Here is a 22,778-nt window from a genome sequence, read left to right as displayed (position 1 = left end):
CATGAAGATTACATTTTACGGTCAAAATAGTTTGGCAATTGAAGTTTCAGGAAAGCATATTGTAGTAGACCCTTTTATTTCAGGAAATCCACTATCAAAAGATAAAGTTGATATTAGTACGCTACAGGCAGATTATATTTTATTAACACATGCACACCAGGACCATATTCTGGATGCAGAAGCCATTGCAGAAAGAACAGATGCAACAATCGTGAGCAATTATGAAATTGCAATGTACTATCAAAATAAGGGCTTTAAAGTACATCCCATGAACCATGGCGGAAACTGGAAGTTCGATTTTGGGAATGTGAAATACGTAAATGCCATACATACCAGTTCATTTCCGGATGGTACTTACGGAGGGCAACCCGGAGGATTTGTAATTGAAGGAGAGCATAAAAACATTTATATAGCAGGAGATACTGCACTTACCATGGATATGAAACTGATTCCAATGAGTACTAAACTAGACCTCGCTATCCTGCCGATAGGCGATAATTTTACAATGGGCATTGACGATGCAATCCTTGCCAGTGATTTTGTGGAATGCGACAAGGTTTTAGGAGTACATTACGATACTTTTGGTTATATTGAAATTGACCACGAAGAGGCAAAGAAAAAGTTTTACGATGCAGGAAAGGACTTAATGCTTTTGGAAATAGGAGCCTCGATCGAACTTTAAATGAAAGCCGAATATTTTAAGCATCTACTAAATTTTAAAATGCCAAGTGGTACTTCGCGTGGCGTTTTAAAAACCAAAGAGACCTGGTTCATTGTTCTGAAAGAAGGTAGCAATTGGGGAGTTGGGGAATGCGGAATCTTAAGAGGACTTTCCATTGATGATCGCCCGGATTTTGAAACAAAATTAAAATGGGCCTGTGATAATATTCAACTGGGAGTATTTTCTTTATATGAAGCCTTAACAGAATTTCCATCTATTCAATTTGGGATCGAAACTGCTTTTAGGTCATTCTCTGCTGAATTGCCTTTTGAAATATTCCCTTCAGAATTTACCGCCGGTAAAAAGGCGATTCCTATTAACGGACTCATTTGGATGGGAGATAAGGCGTTTATGAAGCAACAAATAGCAAATAAACTAAAAGAAGGCTTCCGTTGTATTAAAATGAAGATAGGTGCAATTGATTTTGCTACTGAGATCGATTTGATCAAGACGATTCGCAATGAATTTTCTGCTGAAGAAATAGAACTTCGGGTAGACGCTAATGGCGCTTTTTCTGCTCCCGAAGCATTAGAGAAATTAAAAGTTCTTTCAGATTTGCAATTACATTCCATTGAACAACCCATAAAACAAGGACAATGGCAGGAAATGGCTCAACTATGTGAGCTAACTCCATTACCAATAGCGTTAGATGAAGAACTTATAGGTGTTTTCACATCTAAAAAAAGGCAAGACCTTTTACAAACGATTAAACCACAATATATTATTTTAAAACCTAGCCTTATTGGAGGCTTTTTGGGGAGCGATCATTGGATCTCCCTGGCAAACGAAAATGATGTAGGCTGGTGGATTACTTCGGCATTAGAAAGTAATGTAGGATTAAACGCAATTTCACAATACACCTTCACAAAAAATAGTAAATTGCCACAAGGTTTGGGAACAGGCAGTTTGTATACTAATAACATTCCTTCTCCGCTTGAAGTCAAAGAAGGAGAAATACATTATAGCCCTAATACCAGCTGGAACCTTGGGATTTTAAATGTAACAATTTAGACTTTTGAGGGTCTAACATCCAATAAATTATTTTATGTATATAGCACAAGCTTTTAATTATTTACACGACTGGTGGAGATATGTCGTAGGCGGGATCATTATTTTTTTAGCATCACAATTGGGAGCTTTCCCGTTAGTAGGATTGGCTACTTTAAAACTGATTTCAGAAGGGAAAAGTCTGGAACTACTGGAAGATCCAAATACCTTTATGACCATTTTAGACTCTAACCTGACCTTATTCTTAATGCTGTTAAGTTTTGCTATAGGACTAGGCGTTTTGTATTTAGTGGTGAAGTATTTTCATAAACAACCTCTTAGAGCGGTAACTACTTCACGTAAAAAAACAGATTGGGGAAGGGTATGGTTTGGTTTCGGGCTGATCGCTGTAACCACAATAGGTCTTACAGGCCTAGATTATTACAGTAATCCACAGGATTATGAACTACAATTTGAAATGGTTCCTTTTTTAATTTTGGCAGTGATAGCTATTGTTATGGTGCCATTGCAGACCAGTTTTGAAGAGTATTTATTTCGCGGATACCTAATGCAGGGTATAGGCGTGGCTGCAAAAAACCGATGGATGCCATTGATAGTGACCTCAGTTGTTTTTGGAGGCTTACACTTTTTTAATCCCGAAGTAGATAAGATCGGGAACATAATTATGGTGTACTACATAGGCACTGGCTTCTTTTTAGGCATTATGACATTGATGGATGAGGGAATGGAACTGGCACTGGGTTTTCATGCCGGGAATAATCTTGTTGCGGCATTGTTGGTAACTGCCGACTGGACGGTATTTCAAACAAATTCTATTCTAAAAGACATTTCTGAACCTTCTGCTGGGATAGATGTTTTAGGTCCTGTTTTTATATTGTACCCAATATTTTTAGGAATTATGGCGTGGCGATATAAATGGCGAGGCTGGGGTGAAAAACTTTTTGGAAAAGTAACGGTACCTTCGGAAATTTCTCAGGAAGAAATAGTTTAAAAGAACAATTTTGAAACCAACCTCACAAATACTTCATCCAGCTTTTAAGCTTAATGGTCTCGCATACGAATCGGCAGAAGAATTGCTGAATTTCGCAGATGGATTATTGCGACAGGGAGATGTACATGAAATACAAATGGCCAGGTTCATTGAGGAATGGCTCAATTTTGATGAAGAAGTACATGTCAATACTTCCGGGTCAACCGGAAAGGAAAAGAAGATTGTATTACGTAAGGAACACATGGTAAATAGTGCCAAAGCTACAGGGGCTTTTTTTAAAGTTGGAGCTGGAACTGCTGCTTTATTATGTTTGTCACCAGATCATATTGCCGGAAAAATGATGCTTGTAAGAGCGATGGTTATGGGATGGGATTTACACGTAGTTGCTCCGGAGAAGGATGCACTTACGCAATACGACAACGATTATGATTTTGTCGCAATGGTTCCGTATCAGGTGTTTCATTCGTTAGAGGCATTGCCAAAAGTTAAAAAGCTGATCGTTGGCGGTGGCCCCGTTTCTATGGAACTTGAGGAAAAATTACAAGAGGTCCCTACAGAAGTATTTGCTACCTACGGAATGACTGAAACAAGTACACATGTGGCAATTAAAAGACTTAATGGCCCGGCACGGTCCAATGTGTTTTCTGCTTTGCCTAATGTAAAATTTTCTGTTGATGGCCAGGCACGTTTAGTTATTAATGCTCCGGAGATTCTTGGAGAACCTCTTGTAACTAATGATCTGGTCGATCTGATCACTCCAACTTCCTTTCAATGGTTAGGACGTTTCGATAACATGATCAATTCCGGTGGTATTAAGATTTTTCCTGAAAGTGTGGAAAAAAAACTATCGGAGTATATTGACCGCCCTTTTATTATTGCTTCAGAAAAAGATGAGGAATTAGGCGAACGCGTCATATTGGTATTCCAGAACGACAGAGATGCAGATATTCCTAATTATTCTCAGGCCTTTTCAGTTTTGGAAAAATACGAGCGCCCTAAAAAGGTATATACAATTTCAAAATTTTCCTATACTCCAACCGGGAAAATAAAAAGAAAGGATATACTTCAGGTACTTAAAAAGTACCGTAAATAATGATTAAATGCTGCAATCTGCCTACAAATTCTTTACTTCTGCATTTTTAAATAATAATCAACAGAATGTTTCCCAGATCCATAGAACAAAAAGAAAATACAAAGCAGGAGGACAAGAATTGATAAAAGCAGATTGGTGGTATTCATTTCTCCTAAAAAGTTTATCAGGACCGCACCGATCATAATTGGAAGTTGTGCAATCACTGCCCAGCGGGTCAATAACCCAAAAGCAATCAAAAGTCCACCAATAAAATGTGCCGGAGCCACATAGTGAATAGTAACCATTCCGCCTACCAGGCTTTGAATAGGTTTTATAAGTTCCATGAGCATTTCGCTATTTCCCATAAAATCTATTCCTTTAATAAAGAGAAAGGCACCCAAAGCTATTCGTAGTAGATCTAAGGGATAATACGTATGAGCATTTGCCCATTTATTTAAAGATTTTATTGTTCCCATGATTGAAAGATTGAAGTTAGACAATCATAAGGTACTCATTTTTAGCGAAATGGTAAATAGTTTGAAGTAAATTTAGTTTTCAACGAACTGTGAAACTCCTTTGCCATTTCCATCATTCAACCACTTCCAATATAGCTGCATTTTCATTTTACCGTTTTCCGTAAAACTTATGTTCGAAACAGCTTTTCCTGCTTTTAACTCATCGTTATCGGTTATACACTCATATAACATATCGAGTTGAGTACCTCGAAGTTTTGCTATAATTTTCCCATATTTTATTGGCCCTCCATAATAATCTGCAGTGACAAGATCTCCATCTTGTTTGTATTTGAAAACAGTGTCCGAGTTTACTTTTCCCTTATCAGAATTTTCAACGAGTGAAAAAGTCTTGTTGTTAAAATCAATTGAATTCATAAGCTTCCGTATTTCTATGTTAATGTATCACAGAAAGTTAAGAAATTTTATTGAACTTTTTTGGTTTTCTTTTTTGAAATTTTGTAAAAAAATACTGAGGCCAATAACCCTATAAAAGCAAAGACCGAAAGCATTATAAATACATGTTGGTGTCCAGGTTCTCCAGGAGAATTGTCCAGAAGATACCCCATGGCAGGACCCATAAAAATATCCGGAGTATAACCTATAAGAGAAATAAGCCCAACTGCTGTTCCGGTAACTGCAAGAGGGATAAGCCCTTCCTGCATAGCTGCAAAATAAAGGGTTCTAAAGGCATAAACACCTGTCGCAGTGATAAGCAAGGATATTAAAAAGAAAATACCCATAGAAGGCTCTATCACACCAGAAGCAAAAATCAAAGCTCCAATAAGCATTGTTATAAAACCAAGGATCATCATAAGTGAAGTTTTGGTCCTATCTGCCAGAAAACCTATAGCAATACCAACGACCGGTCGAATGTATAATAAATAGGTACCCACTTTAGCCGATTTAATTTCATCGTATAACATCACTTCTTTGGCATATAATGAAAATACATCAGTGATTTTATAACCAACATACGCACAAAGGATAATGATCATGAGAAGCCAAACCGTTGGAATTTTTATAACAATACTGAAGTTTGAAAGTATTTCTATCCAGGACTTTCGGGTTACGATCGTTTCTCTGGAAGGATTATTCTTCAGAAATAAAAGAACCAATAGCCCGATACCTCCTATAATAGCAGAAGAAATAAGAATTACATACCGAAAGGCCTCTTTGCGTTCACTGAAGGCAGCTTCAGTAATTTGAGTAGTGATAAATATAGAAAAGATCAATACTCCCAGTGATCCAAATCCGGCAGCTACCAATCCACGGCCTCCATCCAAAAACCCAAAGGCACGCCCCTGACTTTTAACGCCTCCCCAAACACGGGTAGCTTTTATCATTGCTGCCCAAAACAGGAAAATAGTGGTAAACCCCCAATAACCATAGAGAATTTTTAAAGTAGCATAGGACGGAAATGTAGCCAAAACGATACCTCCTGCAGCTGTCAAAAACAAAGCTGATGCAATAAGGATCTTTGGTTTGAATTTATCTGCCAAAGTACCTCCAAAGAGATACGAAATAAAAGCTACAATACCATAAATTGAAAAGCACGTACCCAGCTCCAGATTGTTGAGGTTAAAAACATCGAGAAAAGTGGGCCGAAATACCCGAGCCAGAACAAAAGGTAAAATAAAAACAGCTTCTCCGGCTAAAATGAGCAATAGAATTACATAAATGGGTTGTTTGGATTTTTGAGCGACCATTAAACTTGAATTACACCTAAATTAAAGGGCTTTTCAACAGGAGCGTGATTAGCGGCCTCAATTCCCATAGAGATCCATTTGCGGGTATCTAATGGGTCTATTACTGCATCTGTCCAGATTCTTGAAGCAGCATAATAAGGTGAGATTTGATTGTCGTAACGTGCTTTAATTTCATTGTACAGTTCTTTTTCAACTTCGGGAGTAATGGTCTCTCCTTTCTTTTTCAGGGAAGCGGTTTCAATTTGCAATAATACCTTTGCAGCACTATTGCCACTCATAACAGCCAATTCAGCACTAGGCCAGGCAACAATTAGTCTTGGATCATAGGCTTTACCACACATCGCGTAATTCCCTGCACCGTATGAGTTTCCTATAACAACTGTAAATTTGGGAACTACACTGTTACTTACAGCATTCACCATTTTAGCTCCGTCTTTTATAATTCCTCCGTGTTCACTCTTGCTTCCTACCATAAAACCAGTTACATCCTGTAAAAACACCAACGGAATTTTTTTCTGATTGCAATTGGCAATAAATCGTGTGGCTTTGTCAGCACTGTCACTATAGATTACCCCACCAAATTGCATTTCACCTTTTTTGGTTTTTACTAATTTCCTTTGGTTGGCAACAATACCAACTGCCCAACCATCAATACGTGCATACCCGGTAAGGATGGTTTTTCCATACCCTTCTTTGTATTCAGTGAAATCACCATTGTCAACAAGACGGTCTATAATTTCACGCATGTCATACTGGTCGGCTCTGGATTTTGGCAACAAACCATAAATATCTTCAGCATTAAGCAGGGGTTGTTCAGATTTTTCTCTATTAAACCCGGCTTTGTCATAATCTCCAATTTTTGCAACGATTCCTTTTATAGTATCCAGAGCATTTTTATCGTCTTTTGCTTTGTAATCAGTCACACCACTAATCTCACAATGTGTGGTAGCCCCGCCTAAGGTTTCATTATCAATACTTTCCCCAATAGCTGCTTTTACAAGATAGCTTCCGGCAAGAAAAATACTTCCGGTTTTATCTACGATCAAAGCCTCGTCACTCATAATTGGTAAATATGCGCCACCGGCAACACAGCTGCCCATTACAGCAGCAATCTGTGTAATTCCCATACTACTCATTACAGCATTGTTTCGGAAAATACGCCCAAAGTGTTCTTTATCCGGAAAGATCTCATCCTGCATAGGTAAATATACCCCGGCACTATCTACTAAATAAATAATTGGTAATCTGTTTTCTATGGATATCTCTTGTGCCCGTAAGTTTTTCTTTGCAGTTATAGGAAACCACGCACCGGCTTTTACAGTTGCATCATTTGCAACCACAATGCATTGTTTTCCTTTTACGTATCCTATTTTAACAACAACTCCACCACTTGGAGCACCTCCGTGTTCTTCATACATTCCATCACCGGCAAAAGCACCTATTTCAATAGAGGGTTTTTTTGCATCCAATAAGTAGTCTATACGTTCTCGAGCTGTCATCTTTCCTTTTGAATGATGCTTTTCGATTCGTTTTTGACCACCACCTAATTTTACTTTGGCAAGTCTTTTACGTAATTCGGAAACTAATAGTTTATTGTGGTCTTCGTTTTTATTGAAGTTAATGTCCATTCTATTGCGTGATTTGCTCAAAAATACAAAAGTATGGTATTATGAATACTGAAAAATCTATTTTATTACCGATATTTGCGTTCGCCCATTATTGCTTTAGCACGATGGGTAGTAAAATTAAATATATGATGAATAAAAATACAGTATTGGGTTGGGCTACATTTATAATGATCATTGTAGGTGTTGGGCTCATTTCACTAGGTGCTTTTAAATATGATGATGTGGCCGGTTGGGGATTTGCTTCTGTTGGAATTGGTTTCTTTGCCATTGCCTGGGTTTTTAATGCTTTAAAAGGACGCGTTTAGTAATTAACAATAAATTTTTCTGAAAAATGTCTGACGATAAGAAAGTAATCTTCTCGATGTCCGGAGTGACAAAAACGTTTCAAAACGCACAAACTCCGGTTCTCAAAAATATATATTTAAGTTTTTTCTATGGTGCCAAAATTGGGATCTTAGGACTTAATGGTAGCGGTAAATCTACATTGCTCAAAATTATAGCCGGGGTAGAGAAAAATTACCAGGGTGATGTCGTTTTTGCTCCGGGTTATACTGTGGGTTATCTGGAACAAGAACCGCAGCTGGATGAATCTAAGACCGTTATTGAAATTGTAAAAGAAGGAGTAAAGGATGTAGTTGAGGTATTAGATGAATACAATAAGATCAATGATATGTTTGGGCTACCGGAAGTGTATGAGAATCCTGATAAAATGCAGGAACTTATGGACAAACAAGCAACTTTACAAGACAAAATTGATGCGACAAATGCCTGGGAACTGGATACCAAGTTGGAAATTGCCATGGATGCCTTGCGTACACCAGAACCGGATAAGCCTATTAGTGTACTTTCCGGAGGAGAACGTCGCCGTGTTGCTTTGTGTAGATTATTATTGCAAGAGCCGGATGTATTGTTGCTGGATGAACCTACTAACCATTTAGATGCCGAAAGTGTACACTGGTTGGAACATCACTTATCTCAATACAAAGGAACCGTAATTGCAGTAACGCACGACCGTTATTTTTTAGATAATGTTGCCGGGTGGATTCTGGAATTGGACAGAGGAGAAGGAATTCCCTGGAAAGGAAATTACTCTTCATGGCTGGACCAAAAGTCAAAACGTTTGACGCAAGAGCAGAAACAAGCCAGTAAGCGTCAAAAAACCTTGGAGCGAGAATTGGAATGGGTTCGTATGGCTCCTAAAGGAAGACAGGCAAAACAGAAAGCCCGTTTGAGTAATTACGATAAATTAATGAGTCAGGATCAAAAACAGTTGGATGAGAAACTGGAGATCTATATCCCTAACGGACCACGTTTGGGAACAAATGTGATAGAAGCGAAAGGGGTTGCTAAGGGATATGAGGACAAGTTGTTATATGAAGACCTTAACTTCAAATTACCACAAGCTGGAATAGTTGGTATTATTGGACCCAATGGTGCTGGTAAAACTACTATATTTAGAATGATCATGGGAGAAGAGACTCCGGATAAAGGTGAATTTGTAGTGGGAGAATCTGCAAAGATCGCATATGTGGATCAGGCACATTCCAATATAGATCAAAATAAAAGTATCTGGGAAAATTTTAGTGGCGGGCAGGAACTTGTTATGATGGGAGGGAAACAAGTAAATTCCCGAGCCTATTTAAGTAGATTCAATTTTAGCGGAAGTGAGCAAAATAAAAAAGTTGCTATGCTCTCGGGAGGTGAACGCAACCGTTTGCATCTGGCAATGACCTTAAAGGAAGAAGGAAACGTATTATTATTGGATGAACCTACCAATGACCTGGATGTAAACACATTACGAGCTTTGGAAGAAGGTTTGGAAAACTTTGCAGGCTGTGCAGTAGTAATCTCGCACGACCGTTGGTTTTTAGATAGGATTTGCACACACATTCTTGCTTTTGAAGGCGAAAGCCAAGTGTATTTCTTTGAAGGAAGCTTTAGTGACTATGAAGAGAATAAGAAGAAACGTTTGGGGGGCGACCTACTTCCAAAACGCATTAAATATAAGAAATTAATACGCTAATGCCTCTTTCCAAAATAAAGGCCATTGCATTTGATGCCGATGACACCCTTTGGGCGAATGAAACCCTTTTTAGGAATGCTGAAAAGGAATTTTGTGAATTAATGAAGGATTACCTACCTGAAGAGAAGTGCAATCAGTTACTTTTTGAAGTTGAAATGCAAAACCTTCCATTGTATGGTTATGGGATCAAACCTTTTACACTATCTTTAATTGAAGCAGCCATACGTTTTTCGGATGGAGATATTCATATGAGTGCTATAAGCGAATTAATTCGCAGAGGTAAAAAAATGCTTGAAGCTCCTGTTGAATTATTGAGTGGTATAGAAGATACGCTTGCTCAATTATCCAAAAGATACAAATTGGTTATGGCTACTAAAGGAGATCTGCTGGATCAGGAAAGGAAGCTCATAAAATCCGGCTTAGAACCTTATTTTCACCATATCGAAATTGTTTCAGATAAAACCGAAAAGCACTATCAGAAACTGGTAAATCACTTAGATGTTTCCAACGAAGAATTTTTAATGGTTGGTAATTCGGTGAAAAGTGATATTCTGCCGGTATTGAATATAGGCGGTCATGCTTTCCATATACCATTCCATACAACATGGATACATGAAGTTGTTCAGGAGCCTGTTACACATAGCAATTATCGACAATTATCTGCCGCTACCGAAATGTTGGAATTACTCTAACCTTTTGGCAAATTGCTTTATTGAACTCCTAACTTCTTAGTGACAAACTGATTTCCGCTTTGTAATTTTACGAAGTAGATACCTGATGTTAAACCTGAAGTTGAGAAGGTCATTTGTTGTGCTGATTCAAAATTTCCTTCAAAAAGGGTTTTTATTTTCTTTCCGGTAATATCATATAAGACAATATTCCCTTTGGAAGTTATGTTATGTTGAATCGTAAATTGAGTTGCTGCCGGATTTGGATAGAGAGCAATCTCCTCTGCAGCAATCAAATTATCATCTATGCCTAACACGATATTAGACAGATCGTAACTATGCATGGACCGCCCAAAAGTACCTGCATATAAGGTACTAGTAGGTTCATGTAGTTTTAGGTCCCGTATAATGGTCAACGGAAGGTCATTACCTAGAATATCCCAATTTGCCCCGTCATTTTGTGAATACCAAACGTTAAGGTCTGTAGCAACTATTAAAAGATTTTCAGCTGAATTAATAATAATATCATTTACGGGAATACTTGGCAGGTTAGAAGAGATGTCGATCCAATTTTGTCCTCCATCTGTTGTTTTAAAGACATGAGGATCGTAGTCTAATAAACCGTAACCGGAAAAAGTAACATAAGCTGTTTGGTCATCGCTTGGTGAAATAGCTATAGAAGTGACATATCTATCTGGTAAGGCTCCACTTATATTAGTCCAGGTGGTACCTCCGTCAAAAGTTACATTCACGTTTCCATCATCACTTCCGGTGTAAATAGCATCCAGATTATTATAAGAAGGAGCTATAGCAGTAAGCGTTCCATAGGATAATGAACCGCTGGGATGCTGTCCGTTGGTTAGGTCCGGACTTATAGCCGACCAAAGTACAGCTCTATCAGAAATGTATAACCTGTTACTTCCGTAGAAAGCTTTTTCAGAATTGAAAGGAGATAAAACCACAGGAGTATTCCAATTGGTTCTATCGGAGCCGCTTATTCCATCTGTTGCATTTGTAAAGTTACTTCCTCCATTTGTTGACCTGCGCAGGTTACCCCATTGAGACTCACCATATACATAGCTATTGTCATTAGGGTCTACATTTACATGAAAACCATCTCCGCCTATAATTGCAGCCCAGTCATTTGTGCCTGCAGTTAATGTTCTTATCGTATTGTTGTCTTGTGTTCCTCCATATAATCTTTCTGGCTGGGTGTAGTCTACTTCAATGTTATAGAATTGTGTAATTGCAAGATTCGTAAACTTAGCCCATGAACTCCCTCCATTTTGAGAAAGATAAACTCCACCGTCATTACCGGCTAAAATACGATCGTTATTACTTTGGGAAAATTCCAATGCGTGATGATCCACATGCATTCCGTTTACCTGTTGCCAGTTATTACCACCATCAGTAGTTTTAGACATTAGCTGTCCCAATACATAGACTTCATCCGGATCGGTAGGATTGACCCTAATATTTCCAAAATACCAGCCAAAAGAGGCATCGATACCATTTAGATCAGCTAATGTGACCAGTGTCCAATTAGCTCCGTTGTCATCAGATCTATACAGTCCGTTAAATTCATTTGTAATTTCATTGGTAGTAAATCGCGCATAGATTGTAGATGGATTGGACTCAGAGATTGCCAGGCCAATTCTTCCGGTTTGAGCATCGGGAGCCGGCAGGCCGTTTGCGGCACCTAATTCTTCCCAAGTCGTACCACCATCAACAGAACGATGAATAACAGAAGTGACACCACCATAATCACGCTGCCACGGCTTACGGGTACGTTCCCACATAGCAGCAAAAACAATGTTGGTGTTTTGGGGATTCATTGCTACATCAATAGCCGATGTAGAGTCTGTTACAAAGAGTACCTGTTCCCAGCTGGTACCACCATTGGTAGTCCTGTATACTCCTCTTTCCTGATTGTAACCATATAATTTCCCCGTAGCTGCCGCAAAAACCCTATCCGGGTCTGTAGGATCAACTACGATACGCCCAATATGGTCACTGTCATTCAAACCAATATTATTCCAGCTGACACCGGCATCATCAGACCGATAAATACCATCACCGTAAAAAGCACCGGATGTTGCACTTCCGTTAGCTTCTCCGGTCCCCACATAGATTCTTTGTGAATTGGAAGGTGCAATGGCAATATTTCCAATAGAAGGCTTCCCTATTTCGTCGAAAATGGGTGTCCAGCTAACTCCTGTATTGGTAGTTTTAAAAACCCCACCAACTGCTGTTGTCACATAAAAAATATCGTCGTCATCCGGAGAGATAGCAACATCGGTAACTCTTCCTCCTGTATTGAATGGACCAATTAACTCCCAGTCACTTCCGTTAGATTCAGGGCGAGCAGAAAGAATATTCTTTGCCTGAATCGTCGCATCCTTAATAGCTTTACGGTTAATATAGTTGTTGGGATATGCACGTTGGTTGTACATCCATTCGTGCGGATATTCGCCAATTAACGGCTCATTTCCAGTAGTAGTTGATTCTTTTTCAGAAAAAAGTAATAGACCGGTTATGACTAGTATTGAAATATAAAAAAGCAGTCTTAGGGTATTGTTTTTCATAGCATTGCATTTTATCCAAAGATAGTATAACAAAACCTAATTTGAAAAACTTCTTAAAAGGAGTATCTTTAGCTTCCTAAATTTCCAGATATGCAAACCAATTTTCGCCTTTACATCTTCATTATTATATTCTTACTTTTTAATTTTCAGCTTTCGGCTCAACTTCAGAAAAAATTTGAACCTTTAGATGTATTTCAGCTAGAATACACCGGAGACCCACAAATATCACCTAACGGAGATTATATTGTATATCGCCGTACAGGGTTTGATATTATGAAGGACCGTAGTAAAGGAAATCTTTGGATACTAAGTACCGATGACCGAAAGATCCATCATAAATTATCGGCTCGTGAAGGAAGTGAGAGTAATGCGCGGTGGTCACCTTCAGGCGATCGAATTGCCTTTGTGAGCAGTACCGATGAAGGAAGCGAAATCTATTTATATTGGACCTCTACCGGAGCCATAGCTAAACTATCGCAGCTTGAAAACAGCCCATCGGCAATAACATGGTCCCCGGACGGAACTAAGATTGCATTTACGATGAAAGTAAATGAAAAGCCTCCAGTAATCGCTAAAATGCCTCCTAAGCCTAAGGATGCAAAATGGGCAGAATCTCCCAGAATTACAGACAGACTCAAGCATGAAGCAGATGGTACAGGGTATTTAAAACCCGGGTTTACACATGTTTTTGTGATTCCTTCGGAAGGAGGGACACCCCGGCAACTGACCAGTGGAAATTTTAACCATGGAGGTAGTTTGTCGTGGTCGCCAAACGGACAACTCATTTATTTTTCGGCAAATAGGAATGAAGATTGGGAATACGATTTCAGGAATTCTGAGGTCTATTCGGTAGATACAAATACAGGGCTTATAAATACCCATACCGACCGTAATGGGCCAGATCGTTCGCCTAAGGTTTCTCCTAACGGTAAACATATTGCTTACCTGGGATTTGAGGATAAGGTGCAAGCTTATCAAATCACACAACTGCAGTTGATGGATGCAAACGGAACTAATAAACGGACGCTCTCTTCCGGTCTTGACCGAAGCATAAACAATATTACCTGGGCAAAGGATAGTAAGGGACTTTATTTCATGTACAATGACCTGGGTGTTACCAAGATCGGGTATATCGATTTAAAAGGCAGGGTAACTGATATTGTGAACAATGTAGGTGGGACAACACTGGGAAGACCTTATTCCAGTGGTAGTTTTAGTGTTTCTAACCAGGGAAAGATCGCCTATACCATTTCACGTACGGACAGGCCTGCTGATATTGCTATAGTAGAAAAGGGTTCCAGCTCTAAAGTTTTGACAGGTGTGAATGATGACCTTATTAACTACCGGAATATGGGAGCGGTAGAGGAGATATGGTATAAATCTTTGGTAGATGGAAGAGACATACAGGGATGGGTAGTGTATCCGCCAAACTACGAAAAAGGATCCAAAGCACCTTTATTAATTGAAAACCATGGAGGACCGATTTTAAATTACGGACCTCATTTTTCAGCTGAAATTCAACTATATGCAGCAGCAGGTTATGTAGTTTTTTACCCTAATCCAAGAGGAAGCACCAGTTATGGAGAAGAATTTGGTAATCTATTGTTCAATAATTATCCCGGTGAAGATTATAATGATGTGATGGATGGAGTAGACGAATTGATCAAAAAAGGCATTGCTAATGAAGATCAATTGTATGTTACCGGAGGAAGTGCCGGAGGAATCATGACCGCGTGGATCATTGGGAAAAACAACCGATTTAAAGCTGCTGTTGTGGCAAAGCCGGTAATGAACTGGATCAGCAAGACCCTGGTGGCAGATAATTATTATGGTTATGCCAACTCGCGTTACCCGGGACAGCCCTGGGAAAACTTTGAGAACTATTGGAAATTCTCTCCTATCTCATTAGTAGGGAATGTAGAGACGCCTACAATGGTTATGGTAGGGATGAACGACCTACGCACTCCACCAAGTGAAGCCAAACAATTATACCATGCTTTAAAATTGAGAAAGATAGAAACGGTATTGGTAGAGATACCCGAAGCTTCCCATGGTATTGCATCGCGCCCCAGTAACTTAATAACCAAAGTAGCACATACTTTGGCTTGGTTAGAGAAGTATAAATAATAGGTTTAAAACACCAATTCCATTTTTATATTACTCCGTTTGTAAGGCCTGTCAGGTTCTACAGGAATTTCTATAAAACCGTATTTACGATAAATATAGATAGCGTTTTCCAGTTTAGTATTTGAATAAAGGACAAGTTTTTCAAGATTGTTTTGTTTTGCAAAATCAATACAATATTGCATTAATTTTTGCCCAATTTTTTTACCACGCTGGTCAGGCGATACAGCCATTTTTGTGAGTTCGTAGACACCTTCTTCCATTTTCATTAAAGCTACCGTACCAAGAGCATCATCATCTTCGACTGCGAAGAAAATATGCCCTCCGGGTTCAAGAATATATTGATTGGGATTACTTAAAACCTCTCTATCCAGATCTTCTACATAAAAATAGGTTTCAACCCATTCAATATTAAGGTCATAAAAAGCTTGCGCATATTTCTTTTTAAAAGAAGTGATCCGGATCGTCTTTTGTTTTTCAATCTTTTCTTTCAGCGTTTCCATAAATCTTCCGGAATGTAAACTCTGCTCGAACATGGCAATATGCTCTATTAGAGTATTGGCCGGACTACCTGTATATTCTTTTACAGTTTCATCCATGATCTTCCATAACGGTTTTATTTTCGAAAGAAGGGAAATTCCTTTTTCTGAAAGTGTAATTTGCTTCTTCCGTTTATCCATAGCATCTTCTTCCAGAAGTACCAGGCCTTTTTTTAAAAGCTTGTTAATAGTTTGAGTAACGGCAGGCTGAGATGTTAAAAGTGATTCCCGTAAGGTTGTATTGGTAATTTTTTCGCAGGATGCGATTTTATAAAAAGCAGGAAAGAGATAAGGGTCAAAATCGATATTCTGATCATTATACACCAATTGGATCTCTTTCATTAGACTTTCACTGAGCCTTTTGAGTCTGGACCCCAGACCTATTTCTCCGAGTGCTTGTAATGTATCCATATAAGTATTTATATAAGCGCTTATGTAAAAATATAAAAGAAATCGGAATCAACAAAATTCTGATAGTTTTTTTTGAAATTTTTATCTTTTACAAAGAAATCAATTTACATTTTGGAATCGATGTATGCCATAGTTTCTTCCTCTATTGCGATAGTTGCTTTGTAAATATCGGCTGCTTTGGAAAGAATAGCATCCGCAAACTCACGGTCTTTTATATCTTTTGCATTGATACGCACATTGAAATAGGCTCCTACTACTGCAGTTCTGGCACAAAGGATACCTACACCTGCGTCTGAGAGCGAGCTTTGTAGTCCTTCTTTTACCATAGCCTGCATCACCTCCATAGATTGGTAGGCAGTTTCCATAACCTGAAACGGAATCTCCGTTGCATATTTGGTTGCTTCTTCAATAGCTGTTTTTCTGACCTCCTTTTCTGAATCTGTACCTTGTGGCATTCTGAAACCATCAATTATTTTATTGAAGGCATTGGTGTCCTCATCAACTAAAAAAAGTAACTTATTCTTATATGTTTGCCCTTTTTCTGCCCACTGTGAGTAGAATTCCCATTTGTCATCCCAACCGGCTTTATGAGCAGACAGGTTGGCTACCATAGTCCCTAAAGAGACTCCCAGAGTACCTACATAAGCTGCGATAGAACCTCCTCCCGGAGCCATAGATTCTCCTGCGGTTTCATCTGCGAAATCATCTAATTTGAAATCTATTAACTTTTTTTCTCCATCATCGAGCATATACTCAATAATTTTTTCCTGTGGGTTAAAAGGTTTCAGGTCATCCAGTCCAAGGGATTTTATTGCAATTTTAATTTTTTCACTTTCAGCAATTCCCAGCGAACGCTCTTGTTTGATCAAAAAATAGTCGGCAGCATCAAGCATAGCCTGTAAAGGTATCAGGCCGATCAATTCAGACCCTGTAACCCGTAAACCTCTTTTTTCAGCAGCTTTACAGGTTTCGTCAAAAGCAACATGCATTGAAGTGATTGAAATATTCGTAAGGTTGTACGAAATTTGAGCAATCCCATATTCATCGATATACCATCCAATACCTTTAACTGCTTTTAATTTTCCGGGAATACGAACCGGCTCTCCATTGGCATCCAAAACTTTCTTTCCTGTAATGGGATTTCCTTCCCGTTTTACACGTCCGGCTTCTCTAATATCGAATGCAATTGCATTGGCCCTCCGGGTGGATGTTGTATTTAGATTGACATTGTATGCTATTAAGAAATCACGTGCCGAAATAGCAGTTGCACCGGTTCTTGCTAAATCTTCATTAAATTCTGAAGGGCCAAAATCCGGCTTCCAGTCCAAGTCCGATAACTTTTTCGGTAAACCTTCGTACTCTCCCGATCGGCAATTGGCTAAATTTTCACGTTTCTCTTCTTTCGCAGCTTTTTCATAAAAATATCCAGGGATTCCTAGTTCTTTGCCTACGCGTTCACCTAATTTATGAGCATACTTGGCGGTTTCTTCAAGACTAATATTTGAGATAGGTACTAAAGGACAAACATCTGTAGCGCCAAAACGAGGATGCTCACCACTATGTTTACTCATATCAATTAATTGCGAAGCTTTTTTAATAAGCCTGAAAGCAGCTTCTATTACGGGTTCCGGTGCTCCAACAAAAGTAATAACGGTTCTGTTAGTAGCTTTTCCGGGATCCACATCCAGTAGTTTTACACCTTCCACCGTTTCCACGACACTGGCAATGGCTTGTATTTTTAGATTATCACGGCCTTCACTAATGTTTGGCACACATTCTATAAGTTGTTTCTGCATGATCTCTGTTTTGAAGCCCAAATTTAGGTATGTTTTTTTATTTGGACGGAATCATTTTTAAAAAAGAATTGGGTTTAAATCACTTTACCGTTAAGTAATACCTTATCAACTAAATTACTTCCAAAAGCATAAGGTAAATAACCATAGGAAGGAATCTCTTTGGTGATAATTACATTTGCTTTTTTCCCTTTGGTAATACTTCCATGTGTCTTGTTCAATCCCATTGCATAGGCTCCATTTATAGTAGCTGCATTGATGGCCTCCTCTGGGGTGAGTTTCATTTTTATACAAGCTGTGGCAACCACAAAATTCATATTTCCACTTGGTGTAGAACCCGGATTGTAATCGGTTGCAAGTGCTAAAGGTAGTCCGGCAGCTATTAATTTTCGCCCCGGAGTATATGGAATACTCAAAAAATAGGAGCAGGAGGGAAGTGCTACCGGCATAGTATCAGAGTCTTGCAAAGCTTTTACATCATCATCTGTCAGAACTTCCAAGTGATCAACACTTAATGCCTGGTGTTTTACACCCATAGCAATACCTCCGAGGGCGGTAAACTGATTCACATGAATTTTTGGGATGAGGTTGTATTTCTTTGCTTCGGAAAGAATGCGGTCGGTATCTTCCACAGAAAAATAACCTTCTTCACAAAAGACATCTACATATTCGGCAAGCTTATCTTTGGCCACTTTCGGAAGCATCTCATTGCAAAGTATATCTAAATACCCTTTTTTATTTTGTTTGAATTCAATGGGTAGTGCATGTGCTCCCAGAAATGTAGTTTTAATTGTAATTGGATAATTTTTTCCTAGTTTTTTTGCTACCCTTAGCATTTTTAATTCGGCTTCGGTGGTAAGTCCGTAACCGCTTTTTATTTCAATAGCTCCCGTACCTAAACGCATTACTTCTTCTAATCGAACAGCCGATTGGCGGTATAATTCTTCTTCCGAAGTATTTTGCAATTTTTTTGCACTGTTCAAAATTCCGCCGCCTTTTTCAGCAATTTCCTGATAGCTCAGCCCATTGATCCTATCCACAAATTCCTGTTCTCTGTTTCCTGCGTAAACCAGATGTGTATGAGAGTCACACCAGGCCGGAAGAACGATCTTTCCTGTACAATCTATAGTTTCGGAAACCTGGAGTTGTTTTAAGATTTCCATCTTTCCGAAGTCTGTAATATGGCCATCTTCCATTAGCAACCAGGCATTTTTAATAGTTGGCAGCTCTTTCATGGCCGCACCACTAATTTTTGCCGGTGAATCTTCCCTAACCTGAAGCAGTTCTTTAATATTTATTAACAAAACTTTCATCGGCTAAAGATAGCAAACCTGAAAATGAATTTATAACTTAGAGCTTTAAAAAATATCTTTTAAATGAAATCGAATAAACCGGGGGTAAATACTATTTGCACACATGTTGGAGGGGTAGAAGACAAGGAGTTTAAAGGCGCAATCTCACCTTTGTATATGGCAAGTTCGTATGCTTATGAAAATGTGGATGTTAAGCGATATCCACGTTATTTTAACACACCCAATCAGGAGGCTTTATGTAAAAAGGTAGCGATGCTGGAGCATGCGGATGCAGCTCTGCTATTTGGAAGTGGAATGGCTGCTGTAAGTACAACGATGCTTGCTTTTTTAAAGCAGGGTGATCATGTTGTTTTACAAAAAACATTATATGGCGGGACGTTCAATTTTGTTTCGGAAGAGCTAAACACCTTTGGGATTGAGTATACTTTTACTGAAGGATTTTCTGAAACCGATTTTATTTCGGCTATTAAGGAAAATACCAAAGTGATCTTCATAGAAACACCTTCTAATCCGCTAATGCTAATCACTGATATTGAAATGATCTCCCGTATTGGAAAAGAGCAAGGTATTATAACAATGATAGACAATACTTTTGCAACCCCTATTAATCAGACACCTATTGACCTAGGTATTGATATAAGTATTCACAGTGCTACAAAATATATGGGAGGGCACAGTGATATTTCTGCAGGTGCAGTAGCAGCAAGTGAAGAACACATTCAACGTATTTGGAACAAAGCCAAAAACCTGGGAGGTAATTTAAGCGATTTTACAGTTTGGCTATTGGAACGCAGTATGAAAACAATGGCAATTCGTGTAAAAGCACAAAACAGGAATGCCAAGAAAATGGCAAAATGGTTGAATAAACATCCTTTGGTTGCCAAAGTTCATTATCCCGGATTAAAGACTCATCCGGATCATCAATTGGCAAAAAAACAAATGAAGGCTTTTACAGGTGTTGTTTCTTTTGAATTAATTGAAAATACAGATGCCGAAAAATTTATGGAAGCACTCAAATTAGTGAAACAATCTATGAGTTTGGCAGGTGTTGAATCTACTATATTATCACCCAAAAAAACGTCACATGCTTTATTGAGCCCGGACGAAAGAGCACGTCAGGGAATTTCAGATGGTTTATTACGGCTTTCGGTGGGAATAGAAGACAAACAGGACCTGATAGCTGATTTTGAACAGGCATTTGAAAAGGTCTCAGCAGAACATTTTGAAAAAATATAGATAATTTTACGTTCAATTTAAAAGATATCCGTCCTTACGGAAAACACATATGAAGTTAGATATACTTGCTATTGGCGCACATCCCGACGATGTTGAATTAGGTTGCGGTGCTACTATTTCTAAAGAAATAAATAACGGTAAAAAAGTAGGAATCCTCGATCTTACCAGAGGAGAATTAGGAACAAGGGGAAATGCTGAGATTCGAGATAAGGAAGCAGCTAATGCTGCCAAAATATTGGGCGTTTCTGTACGTCTTAATCTGAAACTTGCAGATGGGTTCTTTTTGAATGATAAAGCCTCTCAATTGGAGATCATCAAAATAATTAGAAAATACCAGCCGGATATAGTTCTCTGTAACGCAGTTGATGACAGGCATATTGATCATGGTAAAGGTAGTAAGCTTGCCAGTGATGCATGTTTTTTAAGTGGTTTGCGAAAGATCGAGACCAAGTACGAAGAAAACTTTCAAAAACCCTGGCGTCCAAAACAGGTGTATCATTACATCCAATGGAAAAATATAGAACCGGATGTGGTTGTAGATGTTTCCGGATTTTTGGATAAGAAATTAGAGGCTGTTTTTGCCTATGAGAGCCAGTTTCATAAAGAAGATGTAGATGAACCTGAAACTCCTATTTCATCCACTAATTTTAGAGACAGTATTAGCTACAGAGCCCAGGACATGGGGCGTTTGATTGGTGTTGCTCATGGAGAAGGGTTTACGGCAGAGCGTTATATAGCTGTAGATTCATTATTTCATTTGATCTAAAAAATCTTGAAGTATGCTATTGTGCATACGTAGTAAATACTTTATATTTGCATCCTCCTATGTAAAGCGTTGCTTAGCTACGGAGGGCACAGGTCTAAAAACTGTGACATGGTGGTTGTAGCTCAGTTGGTTAGAGCATCGGTTTGTGGTACCGAGGGTCGCGGGTTCGAATCCCGTCTTCCACCCATAGTAAATAAAGAAAAAGTCGAGATATAATATCTCGACTTTTTTGTTGGGTACCATATTAGTACATAGAGGAGTCAAATAAGTAATATTTAAGCTCTAGGGCTATTTTTTAATTAATTCAAGGCAAAAAACACGATGCTGAACAGGAATGAATTTAAAAATTTTGAAATCTTTGCTTTTTGTTATCATCAAACCTTTACTGGTAAAATAATCCTCCCATTCGATAGTCTTTTTAAAGTTGAAAGGGATGTTCATGTCTTTTGATACTAATCTATTTTCTACATAGTCAAAAAGGCAAACTATTTGCCTGCCAAACCAATTTCTATACACATCCTCAATGATTATAATTTTTTTGGCAGCTACTCTTATAATTTCAGACATAACTTGTTCTAAGTTTTCACAGTGATGCAAGACAAATATTGCTGCTACCACATCAAAACTATTATCTCTATACGGAAACGTCTTTCCATCATAATAATCAAGAGGAATTTCTAATACTCTGTTAGGAAGGGTTACTTGAACATCCAGCCCTCTCACAGTTAAAGCGTATTTTCTTTTGACTTTTAGACTTACCTCTCCATCTCCATCTCCGACAGACAAATAAGTTTCATTTGGTTTTACAAAGTTTGCAAATTGACTAACTATAATTTCAGATCGTTTTTCTAATATTTTATTTATTTTACTCATAAAAATCTTGTTCTACGTATTTTTTAAACACTTCAATAAAGCGATATGCATCTGCTCCATCAATAACATCGTGATTCATACAAATTGTAATATGTATTATATCACGTATCAATATTTTATCATTAACTACCCAAGGTTTTTTTACAATGCTGCCAACTATAATGCCCAGATTGTCCATAATATTACTACTCACCCAAGCCGGAAGTTTGCTAATGCTTCCCAAATTGGAAAAAGCAAAGGTTCCATAATGTGTTTTGCGTTTAAAAGGGTTACGACGCACATTATTTATTAGACCTATTCGAATAAATCTTGGAATGGAATAAAAAAGATTCATAAGTACTACAGATCTACGTCGAGAAAGATCAAAATCACCTTCATTGATAATCACCTTTTTTTTTGCTTCATCTATTTCAAGCCAGATATCTTCAATCGACTTGTCTTGTATATTTTTAATAATCTTACTTAAGGCTATTGAACTATTCTGATATTCTTTTTCTACTACTATTAACGCATCAATTTCTTTAAAGACGATAGACTTACTTTTTCTTTTGATCATAGCTTGTACTAAAGGATTATCTTTTATAGCCTCAGCAAATTTTTTCAATAAAAAGGATGTAAGTGATATTTTTATGTCTTTTTCTTTTTTTTCTCCTATAAATTCTAAGACTTTGGTGACATCTAGTTCAATAAAAAAATTGAGTGCATTTTTTTTAGATTGAATAAGCCCCATGTCAGCAATTGGGATACGACATTTTGGGATGTTATGAACCGTATATAAATCTTTAGGTAGTTTAGTTTTCAATGTA

The 22,778-nt window shown here is 38.2% G+C and carries 20 protein-coding genes and 1 tRNA gene; 11 read left to right on the top strand and 10 right to left on the bottom strand.

Going from position 1 to position 22,778, the window contains the following annotated elements; translation table 11 throughout:
* Nucleotide 1 precedes the first annotated feature (1 nt).
* The 4 genes from ACY2RT_RS12975 to ACY2RT_RS12960 are packed head-to-tail and all read left to right on the top strand — an operon-like array spanning nucleotide 2 to nucleotide 3,813.
* Entirely contained in the window at nucleotides 2–682 is a 681-nt protein-coding gene (locus ACY2RT_RS12975; protein ID WP_490156348.1) for a metal-dependent hydrolase, read from the top strand.
* A complete protein-coding gene (locus tag ACY2RT_RS12970) occupies nucleotides 683–1,732 on the top strand; it encodes an o-succinylbenzoate synthase (protein WP_490156347.1) in 1,050 nt (349 codons plus the stop codon).
* Between the two features lie 34 nt (nucleotides 1,733–1,766).
* The gene (locus ACY2RT_RS12965; RefSeq protein WP_490156346.1) at nucleotides 1,767–2,720 is read left to right on the top strand and encodes a CPBP family intramembrane glutamic endopeptidase; all 954 of its coding nucleotides are present in this window, start codon (nucleotides 1,767–1,769) and stop codon (nucleotides 2,718–2,720) included.
* Between the two features lie 10 nt (nucleotides 2,721–2,730).
* Complete coding sequence (locus tag ACY2RT_RS12960; protein ID WP_490156345.1) at nucleotides 2,731–3,813, top strand: AMP-binding protein; 1,083 nt, start codon at nucleotides 2,731–2,733, stop codon at nucleotides 3,811–3,813.
* A 32-nt stretch (nucleotides 3,814–3,845) separates the two neighbouring features.
* Here the strand turns inward: ACY2RT_RS12960 and ACY2RT_RS12955 are convergent, their stop codons facing one another.
* The 4 genes from ACY2RT_RS12955 to ACY2RT_RS12940 form a co-directional block, all read right to left on the bottom strand.
* Nucleotides 3,846–4,268, bottom strand: coding sequence for a DoxX family protein (locus ACY2RT_RS12955; RefSeq protein ID WP_490156344.1), 423 nt, complete (start codon nucleotides 4,266–4,268; stop codon nucleotides 3,846–3,848).
* Between the two features lie 72 nt (nucleotides 4,269–4,340).
* A complete protein-coding gene (locus tag ACY2RT_RS12950) occupies nucleotides 4,341–4,682 on the bottom strand; it encodes an avidin-fold protein (RefSeq protein WP_490156343.1) in 342 nt (113 codons plus the stop codon).
* Nucleotides 4,683–4,729: 47 nt separating this feature from the next.
* On the bottom strand, nucleotides 4,730–6,013 hold the full coding sequence (locus ACY2RT_RS12945; RefSeq protein ID WP_490156342.1) for an MFS transporter: 1,284 nt from the start codon (nucleotides 6,011–6,013) through the stop codon (nucleotides 4,730–4,732).
* Nucleotides 6,013–7,641 carry an acyl-CoA carboxylase subunit beta gene (locus tag ACY2RT_RS12940; RefSeq protein ID WP_490156341.1) on the bottom strand — a complete coding sequence of 543 codons (1,629 nt, stop codon included), beginning with the start codon at nucleotides 7,639–7,641 and terminating at the stop codon, nucleotides 6,013–6,015. Before ACY2RT_RS12940 ends, ACY2RT_RS12945 begins: the two co-directional genes overlap by 1 nt.
* Before the next feature lie 128 nt (nucleotides 7,642–7,769).
* Between ACY2RT_RS12940 and ACY2RT_RS12935 the strand changes: the two genes are divergently transcribed.
* Genes ACY2RT_RS12935 through ACY2RT_RS12925 form a run of 3 tightly spaced genes read left to right on the top strand, consistent with a single transcriptional unit; the run spans nucleotide 7,770 to nucleotide 10,356 of the window.
* On the top strand, nucleotides 7,770–7,946 hold the full coding sequence (locus ACY2RT_RS12935) for a CAL67264 family membrane protein (RefSeq protein WP_490156461.1): 177 nt from the start codon (nucleotides 7,770–7,772) through the stop codon (nucleotides 7,944–7,946).
* A gap of 26 nt (nucleotides 7,947–7,972) precedes the next feature.
* Nucleotides 7,973–9,664 (top strand): energy-dependent translational throttle protein EttA, encoded by a 1,692-nt coding sequence (gene ettA / locus ACY2RT_RS12930; protein ID WP_490156340.1) that lies wholly within the window; start codon nucleotides 7,973–7,975, stop codon nucleotides 9,662–9,664.
* Nucleotides 9,664–10,356, top strand: coding sequence for an HAD family hydrolase (locus ACY2RT_RS12925; protein WP_490156339.1), 693 nt, complete (start codon nucleotides 9,664–9,666; stop codon nucleotides 10,354–10,356). Before ettA ends, ACY2RT_RS12925 begins: the two co-directional genes overlap by 1 nt.
* 17 nt (nucleotides 10,357–10,373) lie before the next feature.
* On the opposite strand, the gene ACY2RT_RS12920 is transcribed toward ACY2RT_RS12925, so the two are convergent.
* Nucleotides 10,374–12,917, bottom strand: a complete 2,544-nt coding sequence (locus ACY2RT_RS12920) for a T9SS type A sorting domain-containing protein (RefSeq protein WP_490156338.1) — start codon at nucleotides 12,915–12,917, stop codon at nucleotides 10,374–10,376.
* Between the two features lie 90 nt (nucleotides 12,918–13,007).
* Here ACY2RT_RS12920 and ACY2RT_RS12915 point away from each other — a divergent pair, with 90 nt between their 5' ends.
* Nucleotides 13,008–15,044 (top strand): S9 family peptidase, encoded by a 2,037-nt coding sequence (locus tag ACY2RT_RS12915; protein WP_490156337.1) that lies wholly within the window; start codon nucleotides 13,008–13,010, stop codon nucleotides 15,042–15,044.
* A gap of 5 nt (nucleotides 15,045–15,049) precedes the next feature.
* Here ACY2RT_RS12915 and ACY2RT_RS12910 read toward each other — a convergent pair whose 3' ends face one another.
* The 3 genes from ACY2RT_RS12910 to hutI all read right to left on the bottom strand — a co-directional run bounded on the left by ACY2RT_RS12910 (nucleotide 15,050) and on the right by hutI (nucleotide 19,097).
* Nucleotides 15,050–15,991 (bottom strand): GNAT family N-acetyltransferase, encoded by a 942-nt coding sequence (locus tag ACY2RT_RS12910; RefSeq protein ID WP_490156336.1) that lies wholly within the window; start codon nucleotides 15,989–15,991, stop codon nucleotides 15,050–15,052.
* Between the two features lie 104 nt (nucleotides 15,992–16,095).
* Nucleotides 16,096–17,787 carry a glutamate formimidoyltransferase gene (gene ftcD / locus ACY2RT_RS12905; protein ID WP_490156335.1) on the bottom strand — a complete coding sequence of 564 codons (1,692 nt, stop codon included), beginning with the start codon at nucleotides 17,785–17,787 and terminating at the stop codon, nucleotides 16,096–16,098.
* A 74-nt stretch (nucleotides 17,788–17,861) separates the two neighbouring features.
* Nucleotides 17,862–19,097: an imidazolonepropionase gene (gene hutI, locus ACY2RT_RS12900; protein ID WP_490156334.1), complete on the bottom strand. Its 1,236-nt coding sequence runs from the start codon at nucleotides 19,095–19,097 to the stop codon at nucleotides 17,862–17,864.
* 63 nt (nucleotides 19,098–19,160) lie between these two features.
* Here hutI and ACY2RT_RS12895 point away from each other — a divergent pair, with 63 nt between their 5' ends.
* From ACY2RT_RS12895 to ACY2RT_RS12885, 3 genes are all read left to right on the top strand, one after another.
* The gene (locus ACY2RT_RS12895; RefSeq protein ID WP_490156333.1) at nucleotides 19,161–20,333 is read left to right on the top strand and encodes a trans-sulfuration enzyme family protein; all 1,173 of its coding nucleotides are present in this window, start codon (nucleotides 19,161–19,163) and stop codon (nucleotides 20,331–20,333) included.
* 49 nt (nucleotides 20,334–20,382) lie between these two features.
* Entirely contained in the window at nucleotides 20,383–21,099 is a 717-nt protein-coding gene (gene bshB1, locus ACY2RT_RS12890) for a bacillithiol biosynthesis deacetylase BshB1 (protein WP_490156332.1), read from the top strand.
* 110 nt (nucleotides 21,100–21,209) lie between these two features.
* Nucleotides 21,210–21,285 (top strand) — tRNA-His (locus ACY2RT_RS12885).
* 102 nt (nucleotides 21,286–21,387) lie between these two features.
* Here ACY2RT_RS12885 and ACY2RT_RS12880 read toward each other — a convergent pair.
* A complete protein-coding gene (locus ACY2RT_RS12880) occupies nucleotides 21,388–21,972 on the bottom strand; it encodes a class I SAM-dependent methyltransferase (RefSeq protein WP_490156331.1) in 585 nt (194 codons plus the stop codon).
* Nucleotides 21,965–22,774 (bottom strand): 2-oxo acid dehydrogenase subunit E2, encoded by an 810-nt coding sequence (locus ACY2RT_RS12875; protein WP_490156330.1) that lies wholly within the window; start codon nucleotides 22,772–22,774, stop codon nucleotides 21,965–21,967. The genes ACY2RT_RS12880 and ACY2RT_RS12875 overlap by 8 nt, the downstream gene beginning before the upstream one ends.
* Nucleotides 22,775–22,778 lie beyond the last annotated feature (4 nt).

It is taken from the genome of Ulvibacter sp. 2210JD10-4 (genome assembly GCF_058148525.1).
Note: the sequence above shows the minus strand (reverse complement) of the source record. Positions and strands in the feature narration are given on the sequence as shown.